The sequence below is a fragment of the Lysinibacillus sp. C5.1 genome, assembly GCF_016350185.1.
Lineage (GTDB): Bacteria > Bacillota > Bacilli > Bacillales_A > Planococcaceae > Lysinibacillus > Lysinibacillus sphaericus.
Window position 1 is genome coordinate 2,649,824 of record NZ_CP066226.1, and the last position, 15,417, is coordinate 2,665,240.

The window sequence follows — 15,417 nt, forward strand, 5'->3', positions numbered from 1 at the left end:
TAGTTACTTATTTTTCACGTCCATCATTTCATCTATTATTCCCCTTGTTATAGGCTATAAATTTAAGATTGTTCTAACGATTTCTCTTGTCGACAACCACAATCTACAATATGATCATTGACCATGCCGACTGCCTGCATAAATGAATAACAAATCGTGCTACCCACAAATTTAAAACCATCTTTTTTAAGCTGTTTGCTCATTCGATCACTTAGCTCAGTTGTTACTGGTACATCAGCAATCGTTTCCCAGTTATTCACAATAGGGTGATTGTCTACAAATGACCATATGTACTGTGAAAAAGAACCATGCTGTTGTTGGATACGTAAAAAGGCTTGTGCATTCGTTACGACACTTGCTATTTTAAGCTTGTTGCGCACGATACGTGTATCCTCTTTTAGTTCAGCCAACTTCTCTTCGGTATAGGACACGATTTTAGCAGCATTAAATTGGTCAAAGGCCTCTCGGTAACCTTCTCTCTTTTGTAAAATTGTCCACCAGCTCAGACCTGCTTGTGCCCCCTCTAGACAAATCATTTCAAATAAGTGCTGATCGTCATAAATCGGCACACCCCATTCCTTATCATGATAATCTACATATAATGGCTCGTCTAACTTTACCCACTCACATCTTTTCATTATTACAACCTCCTTCTTTATCTTTTATACGTTTAGAATAGTTCTAAGTTTCATTTTTTGTTTTATATAGTAAAAAATCACAGTTATTTTGTCCACAACAAAAAACTGTGATTTCTTCTTTATTTACATATATTGTGATGTAAGCCTTATCATTTTGACTCACATGATTTTAATAATTTGTTCTATGCATAATATCAAGACACATCGTTTATCGCTTTGACAAAATCCCTTGACATTAATTTAAATATGTATTGTTTGACGTATTTCGTTCGCGCTCATCTATTACTAGATGGATAATAAATGCTAGCTGTTGTTCAATTAACAGATTATTTTGATGAAATATATCAGCTATTGCAATTTTTTGGCTATCTGCTAATTCAACTTTCTTTAGCATCATCATAATTTCTTCTTTCGAAAGCCCAAACATCTTTTCTCACCCCATTTCCAAATTCAAAAACATTTCATTATTCCAAAAACATTATCCAAAGGTCTAGTACTACAGACAGACAATATTATTAATGAACCATTTTTACTAATTATAGGATATAACCTACAAATTAAGCAATCTAAAAACTAAATTTTCTTCTACAAAAACAAACATTGTTATTTTGGATATAATATTACAAATATTTTAAATTTACTTCCGAATAAATTCCAAGTTTTCTCACCATAATGTATCGCGCACAAAAAAGTGGGCAATTTTCTTACAAATCAATACTTCTTATGTCGAATTCTATGAATCTTTGTCCATATTTTGCATGAAAAATTCGTCCTCTTCAAGTATTTTATCTCGTAAAGGTCTTTCATCTTACACACTTAAGACACTTTTATAGCATAGTAAAAAATGGAATATATATGGTATTGAACGTTCCAACCCTACTGTTTATACCCCTTTTCTTATAATTGAAACCTCCGTGTTTACCATTTGACTTGTAACAGACATAAAAAAAGTAATTTCAAAAGTTTGAAACTACTCTTTTTCTTTTTTCAATCTTCAACATTGCTTCCGTTACATGTACTTAATTTATCGACAATTCGTTGTGTTTTTTTACTCGTTGGTTGTTGTAAGTCTATATGAATAATTCTTGAAGAGTCATCTTTTTGACACCTCCCCGCTTGCATTGGTCCCCGAATATATAATTGGCTCTGTTCCTGAACAACTGCCGCTGTTTTAACATTGGATAAGGTGCTATTGACGAGTTCAAGAAGCGATTGATTGGTCATTGCCAAAAAAGTTCGCTCGGTGTCGTTGATTGCACAATTTTGGATGCGCCCCATTGACTTATCAGACCAAAAAATAGAATAAGGACTTTGTTTACATTGCGAGAATTGACTGTCTACTACTTCAACAATGGCATCAATACACGTAATTCCATTACCAACTATATGGTTAAAGGTACATTTGTTGGCAAAAAGACGCGCATTATTAATATAAATATGATGACTTTCTAATTCCTGTATGCGTGAATTTTTTACTGTGATTTTGGCATGATCATTTCCATAAATTCCACCTGTTTGCCCAAACTGTATGATACATTGATCGAGAACAAGACCACTTGCATCAACAATTACGTGAAATTGTGTATGATGATGAATTGTACATTCTGTCATCATGACATCGGCTTCATTGAAAATAGTGATACCTGTTGTGCTGCCATTTGTCACCTGGCATTTTCGAATCTCGGCTTTACTATTCTCTATAAACAGCTGTGGTTTTTTATGATCGGATAACTGACAATCATAGATAACAGCCTTTGATTTTTCACCTATATACAGTCCATTGCCATTACTTTTCGCAATGCGACTATCAGACGCTACAAGTTCGCTTTCATGGACAACGACATTAGTTTCAGCATGGTGCTTGATTTCACATTGATTGATTGTTAATTTTGAACCACTAAATACTTGGATTCCTACGTCTTTTCCTTCGTGAATAAGCGAGTTGACTAAAGAAATTGTACTGGATGCTGCAACAATTTGAGTTTTTTCATGCCCATGAATTTCACAATCCTCTATGACCATGTGAACGTTTCGTATGGCAAAAATTCCATTCATCGTGCCCTCTAGCAACATGCACTTCGACAATGAAATTTCACTATTTTGTGCAATGATTTGTGCTTTCGTATGCTGGTGTAATGTCGATTCAATCAGCATAACACTTGAACCATTATCTATCCGAATGCCAAATTGATTAGATGCGCCTGCCAGTATATCAACATTTTTCATCATTAAAGTGCCAAAGTTAACAGTGACTTGGGTACTTACTTGTTGCTTTTCAATGATGCAGTTTTCAAGCTGCAAATCCCCTTTCACATAAATGCCTTGGCCTTGACTAAATCGGATATTATGGATGTCCACATGCGTATGGTAACGAATAAACACGCCACCTTTAATCGTAACATCCCCTTTACCATAGAGCGTTAACCTTTTTGAAATCTCTATACTTTCTTCATAAATACCATCCCGAATTTCTATAGCATCTCCAACTTCAGCGTCTTGCAGCGCCTGATTGATATTTTGATAACGATGCATTATACCTTTTTTTACTACAAGTATTGCCATCCTCATGCCTCCTGTCGTTTACATGTCGTACTTTATTAAGTACTCCATAAATCACCCTATTCATCCTATTTATATCCCCATTGAACTTACGATTATTCAATTTTAACCAAATAAATAACCATTTCCTCGTTTATCCATTGGAAAATCTATTTTTAAAAGATATTCACCAACAATTACTTATGAACATTAAAAAACCAGCAAGTAAGCGATACATTCGCCTCTTACTGGTTTTGTTTATCGTAATTTGTTGTTTTCTTTCGGTGTTGTATCCAATCGGTTTAATACATTATTTATAATTTAAATTTCCCAATAAGATCATTTAAGTTTTCAGCCATTTCAGCTAGATGACTTGAACTATTTTTTATTTCGTCCATTGAGCTAGCGGTTTGTTCTATCGTTGCTGAAGTTTCTTGAATACCTGCAGCTGACTGCTCAGACACAGCGGCAATTTCATCCACTGATTTATTAATAGTCATCGTATTTTGTACAACTTCTTCTAGCTTTGTTGACATATTGACGATGCTCGATGACATGGAATAGACAGCATTTGCAATTTCACTAAATGTCTCATTCGTCGAAACAATTTGTGTTGTACCTTTTGCAACTTCTCCATATCCTTTTTCGAGAGAGGATGTCACAACGGTTGAATCATCTTGAATTATTTGAATGATACCTGTAATTTCACTAATAGATGAAGATACTTGCTCTGCTAGTTTTCGAACTTCATCTGCTACTACTGCGAATCCTTTGCCATGCTCTCCTGCACGTGCTGCTTCAATTGCTGCATTTAACGCCAGTAAATTTGTTTGCGCTGCAATATCATGAATTACCGCAATAATTTTAGATATTTCCTGTGTTTGTTTATTTAATTCATCTAGTTTTTCAACTGAATCTTTCACAATATAGTCAATTGTCATCATTTGTTGTGTAGAAGCTTCCATACGTCCTTTCCCTTCTTCTGTTAGCTTCATCACAGATTCAGAAAACTGATAGACATCTCTACTACTTTGATTGACATCGGTTACTTTACTTGAAAAATCCATCATACTTGTTGCCACATCAGATGCATTACTCGCTTGCACTTCCGTTCCATTTGCAATTTCTTCAACTGTATCTACAACTTGCTCTGTCCCCTCTTTTACTTCTGTAGCAGATTGCATCAGTTCCTCACTATGGGCGGCAACCTCATTTGACACCGTTTGAATATGTTTTAATAGATTATTTAAAATTTGGGACATCGTATTTGTTGCTTCGGTTAATTGCCCTATTTCATCTTTTGATGTTACATTTAGTGCAGGTTCACTTAAATCCCCATCTGTAATTTTCTTCATCCGATTGGTAATTAAGATAATAGGTTTCGAAATAATACGAGCGCTGAATATTGCAATAATAATGGCGATCAAGGCAATGCTTATTCCTACAATAATACTTATAGTTTGCTTACGCTCCCCATCAGTAATAAGTGTATCTCCTACAGCATTTATTGATTGTTTCCGTTGTGCTGCTAATGCCTCATATCCCTCACGGATTTCCGTCGCTTTTTCATCCATTGCAGCTAAATTATGTATGGCTAATTCCTTATTTCCTTGATCGTATATTTCAAAAACATCGTTTTGAACATAGCTACTCCATTCTTTTGCCATTTCAGCATACTTGTTAAATTCTGCTGATTCAGCAATAGCTAGACGTATTTTTTCATTGGCAAGCGCTCGTTCTACATTTTCATCATAAATTGTTTTATATTTTTCATTGCCAGATAATACATAGCCCCTTGCTGCAGCAATTCTTAAACCAATAGTAGATGCTAACTCATAATCAGCAATTAATAATTGCAACTCCTCATCCACAATTTGTTCTGTCGCTTGGTTACTTTGTGCGATTTCATAAAAATTGAAACCAATATATAAAACAATAACGGCAACAACAATACTAAATGAAAATACAATCCTTTTGCTAATCGATTTAAAATTCATTTGTCAATTTCTCCTTCTTATTATCAATTTTTTGGCAATCTCCTTCGAGTATTCTATTTCTTCTTTAAAAAATAACAGGCAATCGATAAAAAATTTAACTGTATTGCTTAATATTAGTAATCTACCATTTTTAAAAAGGTTTAGGATGAAATAATATTTTTTCTTATAATTAGTTGAATAAAACAGAGGTTTCTTTGTGTTTTTTAGCATCCTTTTGATTTTCAACATCATTTTCCCTTCTATTGGATTATGATTTTTACAAAAAAGAAAAATCCATAAATAAGACTTTTCGCTCATTTAGTTTGCTTATTCTAGTTAAAAAATTCAATTTTTTCGGGACTTGAATCTAAAATTCACAAAAGGGAGCTAAGTTGATAGTATATTTTCTCTATACTATTAACATGTAAATTGAATGGTAGAAAACGAAACTAATTATGCAACTGCTCTCAGTAGTAGATAATAGTACTTACAGCAAAAAAGTGTTAAATCGACATTCGTCAATCTAACACTTCTTCTCTTTCTTCAGCTTATTTTTTATTATTGTAGAATAACGTAATTATATTTGTTCTATTTGATAATCTATTCGTAAAAAAGACAATCCAAAAATGCGCATCGTATGTATCGCCGTTAAAGTTGTATCATTTTTCGCCGTAATCGTAAAATGCTCATTCAAAGGTAGTCTCAATATATTTTGTTTGAATGCTAAATAGATACCTGCTTCCCCAGTTTTAGAGCTTGTTATATGTAATTTTCCGTCTTGCTCATATACATATAAAATACCTATCATAGTTGAAAAAGGTAATGGTAAAGCAATATTCATATACGTTGTTTGATTGGTCGTATGTTGTGAGTAAATGGCTACGAATATCGTCTGCTCGTTTATTTTACGAATCCAAGCACGCGGAGCAAGGCGACCATCCTGTCGTTCATCTACTTTCATAATAACGCCATTCATCTCCACTGGTCGACTGGATAGCGGCAAATTAAGCTGTTGCATCCAACGGCTAATGCCTTGATAGATGAATGCAAATGGTTTAAACCAACATCGCCATTGTACCGAAGCATTTAGACGATAATTAGTCGTTTGCTCATAAAAATGTGGAATAATTTGTGGAAGTTTCCTTGTATCTACAAAATCTTGCAGTACATCAACTAAACCGGTATGCGGCTCTTCCAAAGGCTGTAGTTTCCCCCGTATACGACTCACCGGAAACGTAAAAGGCTGATGGGAAGATTTTGGGACGTCTATTCCCCACGCGATTACCCCCATCAATCCAAACAACAGACAATTCACTAAACCATGATAGGTTAACATATCGGGAATACTTATAATCGACGTGCCAGTAAAATTGCCAATAGCATAAAGAAAAGATCCTAAAATTGTCAAACATAATGAGCCGTAAGAAATTCGCAATAGTGCTCCCTGTCTCTTAGGCAGAGTTGTTTTCAAGGACAGTGTAAACAAGCAGTAGATGGCAAATATATAAAGTGCCACTGATACAATTTCAATGACTGTCGAAAACGTAATTCCAAGTGCAACTAACAATGGTCCTGTTAGTAAGATTATGACGACTGTATTGTACCATTTGCTTGTATGGAAACGTCCAAATAAACCAATTGATATAGCAAATAGACAAGCTGAATAGTGAAAATGGATTGCAGTTAACCATGTAATTAACGATGAAAACCCTGTATCTATTTCTGCTATAAAGGCAAAGAACCATAGACCTCCAATAAATAAATAGAGGAGTCCAATATCGATAGCGATTTCAGCAATGTTCGTAAAACCTCGCTGTAAAAAGCGCGTCACACCTTGGTATGCAATATAAGCTGTATAGACAACATATAAACCCGCTAAGACAATCGCTAACTCACGATTAATAGAAAAGTGTAAAATCGTTACAACAAGCATCATAGCGATGATAATGATATGACCTATTTTATTGAAAGAAACGACCATTTTTAGCATTGCAGGGACGAATACAAGTTGCGCAAAAGTAAGTAATAGTAAATAATGTGGTTGCATGCTAAACAGATAGCAACACAGCATAAGTACCCAACCTATTAATAACACGGGACTAAAGAGATTTTTGCGTAAATTCCCCAGCATACATCATTAACCTCCCAATAAGCGGATTATAAATCGATACGTGAATTGTAAAAACTTCTCTGTACTCATCATAGCCTTCCTCGACAATAACGCGCCCTTCTAGCTGTTGCGGTATCGCCCATTCTAGTCTAGACATAACAAATCGTTGTGGCCCTGAACGAATAAGTAATTTCCCTTCTCTTGTCACTGAAAACAATAAATCTGAATAAAAAAGAGCTGGTGCGCCTAAGTAATCTTTGACAATTTTTTTAATTGGATCAACCGTCATCCTCGCATCAAAATGCCTTGTCTTGCGATTAAAATAAAAGGAACGTTCCCATATAACCTCCAATTCTCCATTAGGCATTTGTCGACATGTATTACTGATAGTAAAGGGGATATCCTTTCCTGACTCAGGAAATAAAAACCTAGACTTGGCAGCCATCACATAAAAGGGACGCATCCATTTTGCTCCTGATTGTATATCATGCATCACGCCTTGCGCATTAAACGTTTGACCTACTGGCAATGCATAGCGCTGTTGTAGTTTTGGATGGAGTCTTTTAAAGTCCTCCCCTAATAACGTTTGATAGATGGTCAATCTTTTTTCCCTCGCTTTCGTTTACAACTTGCCGCACTCGGTAAATCTTTACTAAGTACAAATCCTATAATGGATAAGACCCATAATGCGCCATTTAATGTGATTGGGTTGAATGGGGCTATTGCAATATCACTATCTACTAACACAGCACCAAGCGTTAAGAGTGGGAATAACATGATTTGCAGCCCAAAGAGCAACCGCTTCCCTCTAGGTACTAACCAGCAAAGTGCAAATAATACCTCTGCCACACCAATCCAATAAACGAGTGAAGTTGCATTTGCTACATTGCGGTCATTAGCAGTATTCACCTGTGTCAACGAATGTTCTACCATCATCACTTCCAGAGGATGTTGGAACAGTACTTTAGGTATTAGTCCATGATACAACCAAACGAAGCAAAATAATGCGCTAATAAGCAGTGTTAGAAAAAAGCGTCGATATTGCGCAGATGGATTTTCTCCCTTCTCTAGCCACCTTTTCAAAACATCAAAACTAAGTGCTGTTGCCCATCCCATTAATGGACGAAATACCAAGTCAAATAGCAAACCTAATTTGCCGTAGCGCACTTCATAATCATATTGCGTTAAAAAAGTTAACGCTTGTTTCTTCGGAATATACTTCCAATACCCTTTACCCTCTGCAATTGGTGATATTTTTTGTGGCGTCCCAAAATGCAAAGAAGATATTTTAACGCCATCTTTCGTCAAATGTTCCCCTTTACTTTCTCCCCACCCACTCACTGTTACACCAGGCATCACTTTTGTTTCATAAGTAAAGCGTTGCAGTTCTGAAAGCTCTTCTTTTTCTTTATATGTAATGGATGTAAAGCGTAAATCCCACTGTTCATGCAACTTTGGGTTTTGCGTATAATGCCAAGCATCCTCAATCGGTGCTTGTATATCAATTTCAACGTAAATCGGCTTTTTCTTCATCCCACTCTCTCCTCGAAATATCAATTTCAAACAATGATTGTAAGTTGGAAACTTCTTAGTTAATTTTACTATAATTAACATTGTAATAGTGCAATAACGATGAAGTTGATGTCATCAAAAAAAACACCTCTCATTCATGAAAGGTGCTTTTCACACTATGCTCCGACAAATAAGACAGCCTGTCCTATGGCAATAAAAAATGCTTCATGTTGAATCGGGCTCGTTGCTTCTATCTCCAGTGTAATATCAAAATGTGTTTCTTGATAAACCGCTTGCCAGCGTGCAATTGGCTGTTCATCCAACGTAAACACAGACCAGCCTTCCATCTCCTTATTCAGCATTATTTTTTGTTGACCATCTGTTATGATTAAATCTGGAATCATGATTTGCCAGCCGTCATAGGCAATCATATAGTCTTTTCCTGTTACAAAGTCCTTGCCTTTGAAATGTACACGCCCACGTCGTGATACTTTTTTACAGGAGAAAAGACATTGTCCGTCCACTGTGCTGACATCAAATTGTACAAAATATCGATAATCCATCGTACGGTCAAAAGCTTTTTTCAATCCATTGGAGTAAATCCGCTGGACAGTTGATGAGACGTTTCCTTCCTCATTCACTATTTGAACTACTTTCGTCGATTCAATCGTTACAGGTTGTTTATATGTAAAAATTCTCAATTCGTTCGCTCCTTCAATTACGCTTGCTTTCTTTAAGCTAACATAAAATAAGCGTCAAATACAATTCACCTGTTGTATTTGACGCTTAAATTGATTGTATTGTAGTAGGTAGTTACTTATCTAGTTTGAATGTAACGTCGCCTACGCCTAACTCTGAGTTCACCTCAAGCAATATATCTGCCTTTTCATACGCCTCATTAACAAATACCCCTTTACCTTTTGCAATAAAGCCTTCTAGATTCATCGAACCAATGCCTTTTTCGGTCGTTATTTTTACACCGACTTCTGATGGTAAAATGACCGTAGTTTGCCCAACACCCGTTTCAATATTTGTTTTGAAGCTTTTTTTCCAATCGCCACCTAAGTCAACATTTAGGTCCCCTACCCCTGTTTCAATATCTAATTTTTCAAGTTTCAGACCTCGTAAATCAAGCATTGCTTTTGATGCACCTGTCTCTATCGAAAGGTCCATTGGAATATCTTCATTTAATTGGACATCCCATAAATTTTTTGTATTACCAATCTTCACTTTACTAGAGCCTTTATGATCAATCTCAATTTCACCTGTATTGCCACGTAGTTTATACTTCACTTCTGGTGCTAATTTATTAATATTATACTGGGCATTTCCCTCTAACCATTCTTTCGCACCTTTTGAAACCGTCATTTCCCCAACACCTAGATTTATTTCAACATCTAATTTTTGCGCATCATCCTTTTTCACCTGAAAGGTATCTTCTTTTTCCTTCTCTGGAATCACAGAAAAACAACCACTTAAAACGAGCAACGAGCCACACATCATGAAAGCTAAAACCAATATTTTTTTCACATTATTTCCTCCTACTTTTTCATATCCCATTCATTTCATTTTATCTGATTCTCGCTATATGAAAACGACCCTTGGCTTTAACTTCGTCTAAGACCTAAGACGTAGCCGTATCCATTTTCTTTACCATCTATATGCGACTACTTGTCAAAAATTGAACCCTCCATCTTATTCAGTGCGCTTAAGATGAAGGGTTCTGTAAATGAATATATTAATTTTTTCATAGGAAATTTAAAAGGGGTTAGACACTTGGCTGTTCTTGTTCTAACAGTAGTTTTTGCTGGAGGTTGTTGTAAATTCCTTGTTGTTGCATCAGTTGTTGATGGTTACCTTGTTCAACAATTTCGCCTTGTTGAATAACGAAAATTTGATTGGCATTTTCTATCGTTTTCAAACGGTGTGCAATCACAAAACTTGTGCGTCCTTGCATTAAACGTTGTAATCCTTTTTGAATATCCACCTCTGTTTGCGTATCAACGCTAGATGTGGCTTCATCCAAAATTAAAATATCAGCATTTTCTAAAATAGCGCGAGCAATCGCTAGGAGTTGTCTTTGCCCTTGGCTTAAATTAGCTCCCCCTGCTTGTACTACAGTATCGTATTGTGCTGGTAAGTATTTAATAAAATTATGTGCATTAGCAATTTTAGCCGCTTCTTCAACCTCTGCATCCGTCGCATCGAGCTTACCAAAGCGAATATTTTCACGAATAGTGCCCGTGAATAAATAGGTATCTTGTAATACTACACCAACGCGCTTTCGAATCGTGGCCATTTTATACTCCTCAATATTGAGGCCATCAATAAGAATCTCACCTGCATCCACATCATAAAAACGAGTCAGCAAATTAATAATTGTCGTTTTACCAGAGCCTGTAGGACCCACTAGTGCAATTGTTTCTCCTGCCTTGGCTTGGAAAGTAATATTTTTTAGTATCGGCTGATTTGGCAAATAGCTGAAAGATACTTGTTGGAATGCTACATCCCCCTTCAAACTGTGACAATCAATTGCCTGTGGTTTATCTGCCACTTCTGAAGGTTCATCTAAAATTTCAAAAACTCGTTCTGCCCCTGCAATCGCTGATTGAAACGTATTTAATAAGTTCGATAGCTGATTAAGCGGACGGAAAAATTGACGCGTGTATGTGACAAATGCCGCAATAATGCCGACAGTCACGAGCCCCTTCACAGCCAAAAATGCCCCTGTACCAATGACAACTGCTAGCCCCAAGTTATTCATAAAGTTGTTGATTGGCCCTAGTAAGCCGGACGTTATTTCAGCGCGTTGTGCTGAATTTCGAAGGTTGTTATTTTGTAATTGAAAAGTTTCGATTGCTTGCTGCTCCTTACCAAAAAGTGTCACGACCTCTGCACCTGTTATCATTTCCTCAATCGTTCCATTCAGCTTTCCTAAATCACGTTGACGAGCTGCATAGTTTTTACTGCTACGCTTGACAATTTGTTTAGTTGTGAAAACAATCAAAGGGATAATAATGAGCGTGACGATAGCCAATTGCCAGCTCAAGGCAAACATCGCGATGCTTACTCCGATGACTGTTAAAATCGACGATACGATTTGTGTCACGCTCTGTGCTAACGCTGTATTCAAATTATCAATATCATTGGTCACACGGCTCATTAAATCACCAAGTGCGTGTTGATCAAAAAACTTCACTGTTAATGTTTGCAGTTTTTTTAAAAGTTCAAGCCGTAATGTGCGAATCGTTTTCATCGCGACATGAATCATGACATACGTTTGTAACCAAGTAAAAAGGGATGCTACAGTAAAAATACAGGCAAGAACAATACCAAGTCGAATTGCCCCTGCTACTTGCTTTTTCATAATATAGTCATCCACAATATGACCGATTAGATATGGACCAGCTAAGCTTAAAAATGTCGAAGCGATGACGAAAAATACCGAGAAGTACAATCCCACTTTTTGTTGTTTGATATAGTGCCATAAACGTAAGAGCGTTGTTTTTTGATTTTGAGCTTTTTCTGTTGGTCCGCCTATTCGTGGTCCACGTCCAAAATTTATTTGCTTTGGTTGACTTTGACTCATTGTCGTTCACCAGCCTTTTGCTGAGAAGCATAGATTGCTTTGTACGGCTTATTATTTTGTAATAAATGCTGATGCGTTCCTTGCCCAACAATTTCGCCATCTTCTAACACTAAAATTAAATCCGCCTGTTGAATGGAAGTAATTTTAGATGCAACAATAAATGTTGTTGTCTCTTGAAATTGCTCGTTAATCGCCTGCTGTACTTGCTTTTCAGATGCGCTATCTAGAGCGGACGTTGTATCATCTAAGACAAGGATAGCTGGTCGTCTTACAAATGCGCGGGTTAGTGCTAAGCGCTGTTTTTGACCGCCAGATAAGTTCGTTGCCCCTTGTGACAATTCATGTGCTGGCCCTTGTTCAAGTTTCGCAACAAATTCAGTTGCACAAGCTGCATCAAGTGCCAGCTGTAATTCCTGTTGTGTCGCTTCCTCCTTCCCAAAACGTATATTTTTTTCAATTTTCCCTGAAAATAGTAAAGCCTTTTGAGAGGTAAAACCAATATGTTTTCGTAATGTTGCCAATGCATATTGATGTAATGGTTTTCCATCTAGTAAAATAACTCCACTTGTCGGGTCAACTAGTCGTGGTAATAGTTTTACTAGTGTTGATTTACCACTCCCCGTTTTACCAATTATCCCAATTGTTTGCCCTACCTGTACAGAAAATGTAATGTTTTTCAGGACATCCTCCGAATTTTCATAATAGCGGTAGCTTACATTTTGGAAGTCTATCATTCCTTGGATGGACGTCGTAATCGGCTGTGCTACTTCTGTAACTGCCACTTCCCTATTTAGGACGTCCACAATACGCTCCCCAGAAGGAAGAGCACGAGCAATTTGCATTAGAACCATACTCGAAGACATGAGTCCATTTAAAATAATCGTTAAATAGTTTATAAACGCAAGTATAACACCAACTTGCAATGTACCTGTTTCCACTTTAATGGCACCTAGCCAAAGTGCCGCAACAATGCCAATATTGACGACAAACATCGTAAACGGTACCAGTATTCCTACTATTTGTTCTGCGGTAATAAAACGTTTCGTTAGCGTGTCATTGAGCATAGCGAACTGCTCTACCTGATGCTTTTCACGTCGAAACGCTTTCACCACACGAATCCCCGCTAAATTCTCCTGTAATTTTGTATTAACCCCGTCAATAACCTCTTGTACTTTACGATACAAAACACCTGAATATTTTGTAAAAAAATACATGGCCATTATTAAAATCGGTACAAAATTACTAGTAAAATAGAAAATAATTCGCGAGCTGTTACAAAAACAATAATAACAGCCCCAATAAATAACAGCGGGCCACGAACAAAAATCCGTAACGTCATCATAAATGCACGTTGAACACTTTCCACATCACTTGTTAAAATGGTAATTAACTTTCCTGTAGTGAAAGCATCACGTTCCTTTGCCGAATACGTCATTATTTTTTCATACAATGATTGACGGACATCAGAGGCAAAGTGAATAGCCGCCTTGGAACTATAAAAAGAGCACCCAATCCCCCCCACTAGTCCAAGAACCGCACTCATCAGCATTAACACGAACATTTGAAGGACATATGAATTGTCACCATTTGCTATTCCTGTATCAATCATATGTTGCATAATGGTTGGTTGGATTAAATCCATCGTTACCTCAAGCACCATTAAAATAGGTGCAATCAGTGTAAAAAATTTATAGGGTCCTAAATACCTCCCTAACTGTTTAACTACTTGCATTCTTTCGTCTCCGTTCCTTGTAAATCACATACGCTATTCATTATAACTGAAAATCATTCCCAATTGGCAACTGAATTCAGATGGATTTTAGTGACAGGCACTCAAACAATTTTCTGGCTAGAAAGTAAAAATCCACTTGAACTTCTGCGGGAACTCACATACAGAAAGTCACAACATACGGCGCAAAAGCGGGAGTTGTGGCTTACATCATGCTACGCAAAAGCCAAGTGGATAGAGTGACAGGCACTCAAACAATTATATTATATTAAATTACAAGTCATCGAAGCCGTTATCTTCTACATTAACTTTGACATATTGACGGGAGCGTTGTTCAAAGAAATCTGTCTTTCCTAAGTCTACATCCTCGTATGCTTTAATCCATTTTAATGGATTTTTTCGATAACCCTCAAACGGACGCTCTACCCCTAGTTGGTGGCAACGTACATTCGCATAAAAATGGACATAATCATGGACATCTTCCACATCAAGTCCTTCAATTTTTTCACCTATGACTTCATTTGCCCAATCGATTTCAAGTTGAACCGCTTCACGGAAAATCTCCTGCACACGCGCCGCTCGTTCTGGTGTATCATATTCAGGAAATTCCGCTAGCAATTCCTGATAGATTTTCACAAATAAATCCACATGTAGCTGTTCATCACGGTTGATATAATTGATCATCGTTGACGAAGCCACCATTTTTTGATTGCGTGCTAAATGATAGAAGAAGGCAAAGCCTGAATAGAAAAATAAGCCTTCTAAAATAACATCATAGACAATGGCCTCTAACATATTTTCAACATTTGGTTCCTCTGCAAATGCTTGATAGCCTTTCATCACAAAATCATTGCGACGCTCTAACACTGGCTCCGTGCGCCAAAAGTCAAATGTACGGTCTTGTTCATCTTTATTTACAATACTGGATAAAACATAAGAATAGGAATGATTATGAATCACTTCTTGTTGCGCTAAAATAATCATTAAGGCATTAAGGCTCGAATCCGTTAAATAGTCCGCCACCTTGCCCGCAAAATCCGTTTGTACACTGTCTAACAGCGCCAGTAAGCCAATAATTTTCAAAAATGATTCCTGTTCATCCGCTGATAAAGTTGGAAATTGTTTGACATCATTGCTCATATTAATCTCAAAAGGTGTCCAAAAGTTCCCAAGCATTTTTTTATATTTTGGGTACGCCCAACTAAAACGCACATCATCCCAGTTTAAAATATTAGAAGAGCGCCCGTTCACAATGGCTGTCGAACGGTTTGGCGCCTCCTTATCCATCATTTTTCGTTTCGTAATTGTTGTCATTTTCTATTCCT

Annotated in this window: 11 protein-coding genes and 1 pseudogene; all 12 read right to left on the reverse strand. The window is 36.7% G+C overall.

Annotation, left to right across the window (positions count from 1 at the left end; genetic code table 11):
* Nucleotides 1–62: 62 nt before the first annotated feature.
* On the reverse strand, nucleotides 63–638 hold the full coding sequence (locus I5435_RS12875) for a DNA-3-methyladenine glycosylase I (RefSeq protein WP_337982401.1): 576 nt from the start codon (nucleotides 636–638) through the stop codon (nucleotides 63–65).
* A 235-nt stretch (nucleotides 639–873) separates the two neighbouring features.
* Entirely contained in the window at nucleotides 874–1,065 is a 192-nt protein-coding gene (locus I5435_RS12880) for a hypothetical protein (RefSeq protein ID WP_024360943.1), read from the reverse strand.
* 560 nt (nucleotides 1,066–1,625) lie between these two features.
* Entirely contained in the window at nucleotides 1,626–3,200 is a 1,575-nt protein-coding gene (locus tag I5435_RS12885) for a right-handed parallel beta-helix repeat-containing protein (protein ID WP_337982402.1), read from the reverse strand.
* Nucleotides 3,201–3,490: 290 nt separating this feature from the next.
* Complete coding sequence (locus I5435_RS12890) at nucleotides 3,491–5,173, reverse strand: methyl-accepting chemotaxis protein (RefSeq protein WP_229386931.1); 1,683 nt, start codon at nucleotides 5,171–5,173, stop codon at nucleotides 3,491–3,493.
* Nucleotides 5,174–5,729: 556 nt separating this feature from the next.
* Nucleotides 5,730–7,283 (reverse strand): YndJ family protein, encoded by a 1,554-nt coding sequence (locus I5435_RS12895; protein ID WP_337982403.1) that lies wholly within the window; start codon nucleotides 7,281–7,283, stop codon nucleotides 5,730–5,732.
* Nucleotides 7,252–7,863: a DUF4166 domain-containing protein gene (locus I5435_RS12900; protein ID WP_337982404.1), complete on the reverse strand. Its 612-nt coding sequence runs from the start codon at nucleotides 7,861–7,863 to the stop codon at nucleotides 7,252–7,254. Before I5435_RS12900 ends, I5435_RS12895 begins: the two co-directional genes overlap by 32 nt.
* Nucleotides 7,860–8,795: a DoxX-like family protein gene (locus I5435_RS12905; protein WP_337982405.1), complete on the reverse strand. Its 936-nt coding sequence runs from the start codon at nucleotides 8,793–8,795 to the stop codon at nucleotides 7,860–7,862. Before I5435_RS12905 ends, I5435_RS12900 begins: the two co-directional genes overlap by 4 nt.
* A gap of 155 nt (nucleotides 8,796–8,950) precedes the next feature.
* On the reverse strand, nucleotides 8,951–9,475 hold the full coding sequence (locus I5435_RS12910; RefSeq protein ID WP_108030129.1) for a tubby C-terminal domain-like protein: 525 nt from the start codon (nucleotides 9,473–9,475) through the stop codon (nucleotides 8,951–8,953).
* Between the two features lie 112 nt (nucleotides 9,476–9,587).
* Complete coding sequence (locus tag I5435_RS12915; RefSeq protein WP_108030128.1) at nucleotides 9,588–10,304, reverse strand: toast rack family protein; 717 nt, start codon at nucleotides 10,302–10,304, stop codon at nucleotides 9,588–9,590.
* Between the two features lie 238 nt (nucleotides 10,305–10,542).
* Nucleotides 10,543–12,363 carry an ABC transporter ATP-binding protein gene (locus tag I5435_RS12920; RefSeq protein ID WP_108030127.1) on the reverse strand — a complete coding sequence of 607 codons (1,821 nt, stop codon included), beginning with the start codon at nucleotides 12,361–12,363 and terminating at the stop codon, nucleotides 10,543–10,545.
* A pseudogene (locus tag I5435_RS12925) lies at nucleotides 12,360–14,095 on the reverse strand (ABC transporter ATP-binding protein). Before I5435_RS12925 ends, I5435_RS12920 begins: the two are co-directional and overlap by 4 nt.
* A 270-nt stretch (nucleotides 14,096–14,365) precedes the next feature.
* Nucleotides 14,366–15,406, reverse strand: coding sequence for a ribonucleotide-diphosphate reductase subunit beta (locus I5435_RS12930; protein WP_024360953.1), 1,041 nt, complete (start codon nucleotides 15,404–15,406; stop codon nucleotides 14,366–14,368).
* Nucleotides 15,407–15,417: the final 11 nt, after the last annotated feature.

Excerpts from the sequence above, each read along its gene's own strand:
- I5435_RS12875 (WP_337982401.1), bottom strand. The coding sequence starts at position 638 with ATGAAAAGATGTGAGTGGGTAAAGTTAGACGAGCCATTATATGTAGAT.
- I5435_RS12920 (WP_108030127.1), bottom strand. The coding sequence starts at position 12,363 with ATGAGTCAAAGTCAACCAAAGCAAATAAATTTTGGACGTGGACCACGA.
- I5435_RS12885 (WP_337982402.1), bottom strand. The coding sequence starts at position 3,200 with ATGGCAATACTTGTAGTAAAAAAAGGTATAATGCATCGTTATCAAAAT.
- I5435_RS12880 (WP_024360943.1), bottom strand. The coding sequence starts at position 1,065 with ATGTTTGGGCTTTCGAAAGAAGAAATTATGATGATGCTAAAGAAAGTT.
- I5435_RS12905 (WP_337982405.1), bottom strand. The coding sequence starts at position 8,795 with ATGAAGAAAAAGCCGATTTACGTTGAAATTGATATACAAGCACCGATT.
- I5435_RS12890 (WP_229386931.1), bottom strand. The coding sequence starts at position 5,173 with ATGAATTTTAAATCGATTAGCAAAAGGATTGTATTTTCATTTAGTATT.
- I5435_RS12930 (WP_024360953.1), bottom strand. The coding sequence starts at position 15,406 with ATGACAACAATTACGAAACGAAAAATGATGGATAAGGAGGCGCCAAAC.
- I5435_RS12895 (WP_337982403.1), bottom strand. The coding sequence starts at position 7,283 with ATGCTGGGGAATTTACGCAAAAATCTCTTTAGTCCCGTGTTATTAATA.